At 65.7% G+C, this 6,472-nt stretch carries 4 protein-coding genes; 2 read left to right on the forward strand and 2 right to left on the reverse strand.

The features are described 5' to 3' along the window. The coding region (locus E6K76_09520) for a hypothetical protein (GenBank protein TMQ57829.1) at nucleotides 1–1,441 on the reverse strand (1,441 nt) is incomplete at its 3' end. 118 nt (nucleotides 1,442–1,559) lie between these two features. Between E6K76_09520 and E6K76_09525 the strand changes: the two genes are divergently transcribed. Both E6K76_09525 and E6K76_09530 read left to right on the forward strand, forming a co-directional pair. Next, nucleotides 1,560–3,536, forward strand: coding sequence for a nucleotide pyrophosphatase (locus E6K76_09525; GenBank protein ID TMQ57830.1), 1,977 nt, complete (start codon nucleotides 1,560–1,562; stop codon nucleotides 3,534–3,536). A 20-nt stretch (nucleotides 3,537–3,556) separates the two neighbouring features. Further along, complete coding sequence (locus tag E6K76_09530; protein TMQ57831.1) at nucleotides 3,557–4,465, forward strand: hypothetical protein; 909 nt, start codon at nucleotides 3,557–3,559, stop codon at nucleotides 4,463–4,465. 90 nt (nucleotides 4,466–4,555) lie between these two features. On the opposite strand, the gene E6K76_09535 is transcribed toward E6K76_09530, so the two are convergent. After that, a complete protein-coding gene (locus tag E6K76_09535; GenBank protein TMQ57832.1) occupies nucleotides 4,556–5,458 on the reverse strand; it encodes a hypothetical protein in 903 nt (300 codons plus the stop codon). Between the last annotated feature and the right edge of the window lie 1,014 nt (nucleotides 5,459–6,472).

Raw genomic sequence — 6,472 nt, forward strand, 5'->3', positions numbered from 1 at the left:
GCTGGCCCTGGTAGCGGGCCGCGATTCGGAATGGAGACGAAGCGTCGGGGTCCAAGAACGGGATGTCCGTCGAGAGCAGGTCCGGACCAAATCCATCCGTCCAGAACATGGACTCGACGTTCTCGGACGGCGTGCCAACCGAGCTGTTGGGCCACGGCATGATGAACGAATTCTGCTCGAGATGGATCGTGTCCAGGAACGAGGTCGGCATCGCGGGCGAAGGATCCGAGATTACCCCCGAAATCGAGTCGGGCACCGCGGCGGACGCGGCGGTCCACGTGAGCCAGTACACGTTGGCGTATGCGTACCGGTTCTCGATCGAGAGCGGGCCGACGCGGTCCCGGAGGTTTCGCGCATAGAAGGTGATCGCGTCACCCGAGTCGAATACCCCGTTCGCGTTCGCGTCGCGCGTCACGACCGGGATCGGCGTCGAGGTGGCGCTGTCCCCCACGTCGTCGTAGCCCCGCTCCCACACCCCGATCTGCGAGATCGACACCCCCGCGGGAAAACCCGCCGCGGCCATCGAGGCGTAGCTCACCGAGCTCCACCCGGTCGTCGTGACCGAGATCCGGAACTCCGGATTTGCCGCGCCGGCGCGCCGAGGCGCGCGCGAGGGCAACCGCGCTGGCTGCGCGCCGACCGTCGTCCGCCTCGGGAATCGACGCGCGGATTCGTAGTTTCCCAGCATTGTGCGCTGGACGTGCTGCCAGACGCCGACGTCCGCCCCGGGCCGCACCGCCGGCCGGAGCTTCAGCTCCCGTGCGGTCGCCTGGACGAAATCCACGCGAAGCGTCATCCGCTTTAGCACCGAGAATCGCTTGTGCCCGGGGTCGTAGCGCACCGCCCGCACGATCGCGGGCATCATCCAGGAGTCCCCGAGCGGACCACCCTCGCCCAGCGTCACCGCGTCCCTGGGCCAGATCTCCCCGCGACCGTAGATCGCCGGATCGGGGTCGTAGCGCTCCTCGCTCACGGGCCCGGTCTTGGGATCGTCCGCCACGAACCGCTGCTTCATCACCGGAAGCGGGGGCGGCAGGCCGGCCCGCTCCTCCCAGTCGGCGGAGATCACGCGCGCCCGCGCGCTCATCCCATCGGGGACGCCCACCGGGATCATCATCGTGGGAAGGGAGGGGCGGCCCGGCTCATCGGCCGCGTAGGCGCCGGGCATCGACACCCGCACGTACCGCGCGCCGTCGGCGGAAGTGCTGTCAAAGCGCGCCGGCGGAGGCGTGATCTCGAACGTGGCGCCGCGCGCGTCCTGCGCCACCGCGCGAACCGAAGCCCCGGCGGCGAACGAGAGCGTCGCCGGGAAGGCGAGCGAGAGGACGGCGATAGAAACCAGCCGTCGCGCGATGGGGTGGATGTGCGGGGTCCCTTTCGTGAGTGATTCGGCGGGCCTCGTGGACCCGGCATTATAGGAACCGGGCGGAAAAGGCGTCAAGGCCGGACCCCCTCGTTTGACACTCTTGGACGGCGGGTGCTAGACTTCGGCCATCGAGCCGCTACGCCCTGCTACCGATCAGCTAAGAATTCGAGCGTCGCGGATCTTGGGGCCGTTCGTGCTCCTGTCCGCGCTGCTGCTCCTTGCATCCTCCGACACGCCTCTTCCAGCCCAACCCCACGAGCGCTTCATCATTGTGGGCTTCGATGGAATGGATCCCGGCGTCGCCGAGCGTCTCATCGCGCACGGGAAGCTTCCCAATCTCGCCCGGATGCAAAGGCACGGCGCCATGCGCGCGCTCCGCACGACGAATCCCGCGCAGTCCCCGGTCGCTTGGTCCGCGTTCTCGACCGGATCGAACCCCGGCAAGACCCGAATCTACGACTTCCTGAAGCGTAACCCCGCGACCTACTACCCCGATTTCTCGACCGTGACGGTCCGCCGGGGGCAGTTCGCGCTGGGATTCATCCCGACACGGGCCCCGGCGGTCATCAACAACCGTCGGGGAACCACCTTCTGGCAGATCGCCTCCTCCCGAGGGATAAGAACAGCCGTGCTCGAGGCCCCCATCAACTTCCCGCCCGAGAAGCTACAAACCGGCGTACTCCTCTCCGGGCTCGGGGTTCCCGATATCCGGGGTACGATGGGCACCTTTTCCTATTTCGCGACCGACGCGACGGGGGCCGCCGACACCGAGATGGGGGGGAAAATCGCCCGCCTCGCGCTCGATTCCAACGGGAGGTCCCGCTCGGTCGTCCACGGCCCGCGCAATCCCTTCGCGGGACGCGACCGGGAAGGGCGGATTCCCGACCTCACGATCCCGGTCGAGTTTCAGCGGGTGAACAAGAACGCGGTCCGGATCGCGCTCGCGGGGCAGGTCCGCACGGTCGGGCAAGGGCAGTGGAGCGACTGGTATACGATCCAGTTCCACATCGCGCCTCTGGTCGCGGTTCGGGGGATCGCGCGATTCCACGTCATCGAGGCTTTCCCCGAGCTTCGGGTCTACCTCTCGCCGATCAATCTCGACCCCCGCAGGCCCCCCATTCCCATCTCGAGCCCGCCGGCTTACAGCGCGCAGCTCGCTCGAAAGCTCGGCCTCTACAAAACGCTCGGCTGGCCCGAGGACACATGGGCCCTGAACGAGGAGAAGATCGACGAGAACGTCTTCCTGCAAGACCTGAACTACTCCTTCGACCGCCAGCGCGCGCTCGTGCTGGACGCGATTCAATCGATGAATCCCGACCTCTTCGTGACCGTGTTTCAATCCACGGACAAGGTGCAGCACATGTTCTGGAGGCTCATCGATCCGGAGCATCCGATGTACAACCGCCGGCTCGCGGCCCGCTACGGCGGAGCGATCGACCGAGTGTACATGCGGGCGGATTCCCTCGTGGGTACGCTGCTCGAGCGCTGCAAGGACGGCCGAACCACCCTCCTCGTCTGCTCCGACCACGGCTTTGCGAGCTTCCGCAAGGCGGTGAACATCAACACCTGGCTCGTGCGGAACGGCTACATGACGCTCTCCAAGCTGGACCCCGTCCGCGATCGCAACCTGGAGGACCTCTTCGGACGCGGCACGTTCTGGCCCAACGTGGACTGGAGCAAGACGCGCGCGTACGCGCTCGCCCTGGGGCAGATCTACGTGAATCTCCAGGGACGCGAGCGGCTCGGGATCGTGCCGCCCGGGCGGGCGTACAACGAGCTGCGGGAGGAGCTGGTGAAGAAATTTGGAGCCCTGCGCGATCCCGACACGGGGGAGGGGGTCGTGCGCAAGGTATATACAAGAGAAGAGCTCTACCGCGGACCGTACTTCGACGAGGCTCCCGACCTGGTGGTGGGGTTTGAGCGCGGGTATCGCGTTTCGTGGCAGACCTCGCTCGGGGGCATCCCACCCCAAGTCATCGAGTGGAACGAGAGGCGCTGGAGCGCCGATCACTGCTCGGTGGACCCCGGCCTCGTACCCGGCGTACTGTTTTCGAGCAGGCCGCTGGATGCGGCGTCCCCCGCGATCATCGACATCGCGCCGAGCGTGCTCAGGCGGTTGGGTGTCACCCCTCCCGCGACCATGGACGGCGGCGATCTGGGGCTTCGCTAGGGCCGCCCTGCGGGGGTCACTTGGCGCATCGGAAGCTGTCCCTGTACTGGGAGCTTGCCCGCCCGTTCACGCTCATCGCCCCGGCGCTGGGAATGTTCACGGGCAGCGTGATCGCGCTTGGGGCGCACCCGCCCGTCCCTCTCGCGCCGTGGATCGCCGTGAAGATCGCGCTCGGGACCCTGATGGCGGCGGTCCTGAACGCGGCCTCGAACGTCCTGAATCAGGTCACGGACCTCGAAGCGGACGCGATCAACAAGCCCGCCCGGCCGCTTCCATCGGGCCGCGTGAGCGCCACGGAGGCGGTCCAGCTCTCTGGATGGCTCTACATCGTCGCGTTCCTCCTGGCAGTCCCGGTCGGCCCCCAGTGCACCCTTCTCGCCGGAACCGCTGCGACGCTCACGGTCGCTTACTCGGCGCCGCCTCTCCGCTGGAAATCGGTCCCTTACCTCGCGAACCTCGTGATCGCGATTCCACGGGGGCTCTTGCTCAAGGTCGCGGGCTGGTCGTGTGTGCGCGACTTCGGGCGGCTCGAGCCTTGGTACATTGGCGCGATCTTCGGCCTCTTCCTGCTGGGTGCCACGACGACCAAAGACTTTGCCGATCAGAAAGGGGACGCCGCGGCGGGCTTCCGCACCCTCCCGGTCTTGCATGGAGCGCGGCGCGCGGCCTGGATCATCGCCCCCTTCCTCGTGCTCCCCTTCCTGCTCATCCCCTATGGAATCGCGCACGGGTACCTGAGTGGGAATCGGGTAGTCCTCTACGGCCTTACCGCGCTCATGTGTGCCTGGGGGGCGTACGTCGTCTATCTCATGGTTCGCAGACCGGACGATCTCGCCCGGACCGAAAACCACCCGTCCTGGACCCACATGTACGTGATGATGTTCCTGGCCCAGATCGGCTTCGCGCTCGCGTACGTCATTCGGCCCTGACCGCCCCTGGCGCAACGCGGGCGAACATGAAAGGGCGGTGCCTTTCGGCACCGCCCCGATATCCGGCCAGACCTGGGGGGGATGGTTTCGCTAGTTCGGGCCGGCGTTGCCCACGTTGCATCTGTGGCCGCCCAGAAGCGTGTGCCCGTTCCAGAAGTTCTTGTCGAAGGAGTCGACCCTCGTGTCGCCTCGGTTGACATAGTCCGCGAAGTACTTGTACGCCAGCGCGGCGCCGTTCATCGCGTTGTTGTCCACCGAATTCACGATCTCACCGGGGTCTCCCGCCAGGGTGGACCGCCCACCGGCCAAGTCCACGTTCTTCACGTGCGCCGTGTACGATCCTGCTGGCGACGTATCCGTCAGCCTTCCCTGAATCGCGAACCCCAGCACCATGACAGGAATGCTGCCTGCCCAGCCGCCCCACTTCCGAAGCGGATCCCGCGTCGACACGCCCGGGCTCCCCGGCGTGCTCCCTGCCCACGTGATGTAGGTCGTTCCGCTCGCGTTGGTCGGAGCATCCGCCGATACGCAGCGCACGTCCGGACAGTTCCTTCCACTCGCCGCCCCATTGAACTGGGAATTCGCAATGATCGAATCGTCGCCCACGCCGGAGAACCCCTGTGCGGGCGTCCCACCATTGAACATCGCGCAGATGTCCGCGGCGGGAATATTCGCGATCGGCGAGCCGTCCGATGCCCTCACCACAACCTTCAACCGACAGTTGTTCGAACGAAGCCCGGTCACGTCATTGTTGGGACACATGATCATCTGATTGATTGCCAGCGTTCCCTGCTGGCAGGGCGGCAAACAAGCCGTCACCGCCTCCACACCAAAACCCCCGACCGGGGCTGAGGTGCTCGTCGCCACCGGACCAATCTCCGGAACATAGAACGACTGCGCCGGGTCCGGCACCCCTGCGTTCGCCGGAATGGACCCCGCGAGCGCGAGCAGCACCGCTGCGAACGCAAAGAACCACTTCCACCTGTGATGCATCTGATTCCTCCCCGCCGGAAGCATTCGCTCCCGGGCTTGGTCTGGTTCGGAATCCCCGCGGCCGCCGTCCCGGGCGGATCACGAGATCCGAACGTTTCCGCCGACCGGCTCAAGATCCCCGCGTACCCGGTCGACGACTCCAGAGCTCAACCTGGGGCCCGTGTAACCCCAGAGGCAGACAGGGAAGCCTCCCCCTCCGACTGCCCGCCCGGCTTCCCCGCGCGTCTCCCCGCGCGAATCGGAAGCCGGCCGGACCCGGCGGCCCACAGGGTCGAGCCGGAATCAAATCCGTCCGCAATAAATAAGCGAGGGGCGCGCGAAACTTCGTGCGCCCCTCGCTTGTCATCTCAACCGTCCTCAGACGGACGGCTTCAATCCTTACCGATACAGCTGCTTAATCTTCCCCCACGTCGTGTCTAGTGTAGGCGTCGCGCTAGAGGTCCCACAGTTGTCCTGGAAATCTAGGCCCAGCGCCATCGTGTTCGAAAACGTCCCCGATTCGCAGGGTGTGCCGAAACCCGTAAACTGCGACGGGATGTTCGAGCCCTGCGGGGGTGCGGTCAGGAAGCTCAACGTAGGAGTACCCGTCACGGTAACCGCGATCGTCCCGAGCTTATAGAGGCCAGCAGGATTCGAGGAGCCGAACGGCGCCTGGAAGCCAACGCCCATATCCGGTCCGGAAGTCGTGAACGCGCTGAACACCGTGTAATTCGTCATGTTGTTCGACCAGCTGTTGTAGGTCACACCACCCGCGCCGGACGAGTGAACGAGAATATCGTAGCTGAAGATATCCATGGGCTGAGACGGGTTTCCGCAAGTCACGGTCGTCCCGTTCGCGTTGTGGTTCGTATTGAGCCAGATATCCACGCTGGTCGAGCTGCTCGAGAGCACGTCGGCGCTCGTGCAAACGCCATCCCCGTTACGATCCATGTAGATGTACTGGCTGTAGGCCGGCGCGCCGATAGCCAGGACCGCGATGACACCCGATAGGAGTAAAGTATGTTTCATTGAGTT

The sequence above is a fragment of the Candidatus Eisenbacteria bacterium genome (genome assembly GCA_005893275.1).
Lineage (GTDB): Bacteria > Eisenbacteria > RBG-16-71-46 > SZUA-252 > SZUA-252 > WS-7.

Excerpts from the sequence above, each read along its gene's own strand:
- E6K76_09535 (TMQ57832.1), bottom strand. The coding sequence starts at position 5,458 with ATGCATCACAGGTGGAAGTGGTTCTTTGCGTTCGCAGCGGTGCTGCTC.